Source organism: Ligilactobacillus acidipiscis DSM 15836 (assembly GCF_001435755.1).
Taxonomy (GTDB): Bacteria; Bacillota; Bacilli; order Lactobacillales; family Lactobacillaceae; genus Ligilactobacillus; species Ligilactobacillus acidipiscis.
The window spans coordinates 1-1,177 of sequence record NZ_AZFI01000288.1 but is presented as its reverse complement, the minus strand read 5'-3'; the positions used below and the strand labels follow the sequence as shown (position 1 = coordinate 1,177).

Genomic DNA, 1,177 nt, shown 5'->3' with positions numbered 1-1,177 from the left:
AACTTCTAGCCACCTGACAATGCTACTAAGAATAAATAGTCTCATACCCCATTAAAAAACTAGCTCACTATAGAATAAGTGTAGAATCTCTTCTACGTTTTTAAGAATAGGAAACTTGTTATGTAACCATTTATAGCCGGTCGGAGCTTGCAACTCCCTCCGTGGCACAACGTAGAATGGGGGGAGTTGCAAGCTCCGACCTCTAACAGGTGTAAACAGCACCAAAAGGACTAACGAATTAGATCTGCCTAGCCCAACTAAAATAACCACTGCTTACCCTAACCAACAGCAAAAAAGAAAATAAATTCGGCAATAGTTCAACTTCAAACCCCCCGATTCAAAACCATAAAACAAGTTCAAACCCCAAAGCAGGAGCAAGACCGTAAAAACCAAGTTCATTTTACAGCCATAAATCGATTTTAAGGGCAAATAAGGCCCCTAGGAGCGTTTTAAAATTAAACTGCGATAAATTATCCATTCTGCAAATTAAAACGCTTAAAAAACGATTTTAAGGCTAAATTTAGGTTACAGTCCTTTAAAATATCTTACTACCCACAGAAAAAGACCTTATCAGACCTTAGCAAAAACTAACTGTCAGGGATCTCAGATCAAAAAAATTACTGGAAAAATTGGTTGCAGCATTTTTTTGATCTGGCCCCAACCACTGTAACTGCAAAATTAATAGCCAGCAAAGGACAATTTTTACCTGGTGGTGGTGAAAGTCAACAATTAAACAGCATAAAATAACCACCACGTTTTTTACCGTAATTTAGTTTGCCAAACTAGTTGCTTTAAAAAATAAAAGTCTCCTAGAACGAAATCAGTGAACGAATAAAATGAGTTCAATGCGCACTTACTCCCTTGACTACTGTCAAGGGCAAATAAAAACGATCATAAATAGCCGTTTTTTGTCTTAGAAGGCTGTCGCCAACAAATTAAAAACCAGGTTCATTTAGCTATCAGGATTAAGTACATTTCTTAGGATCCAGTGACTATATGCCAACCGGTCACCAGCAGTGAGATACCAAGGATGATTGACCTCGAAAATTTGAATTTCAGTGGCTAAATAAAGCGGCGTTTTCCCATGATTAAAAGTGCAAACAGGTTGGGGAAAATCTGCTCTGCTAGCAGCTTGGTGAACACTTTGCCGAGAATTCATACCCCAACGTTTTTTTAA

At 38.0% G+C, this 1,177-nt stretch carries 1 pseudogene; it reads right to left on the bottom strand.

What is annotated here, in order from left to right:
* Positions 1 to 952: 952 nt before the first annotated feature.
* Positions 953 to 1,177 (bottom strand): annotated as a pseudogene (locus FC65_RS10740) (hypothetical protein); the annotation flags it as partial.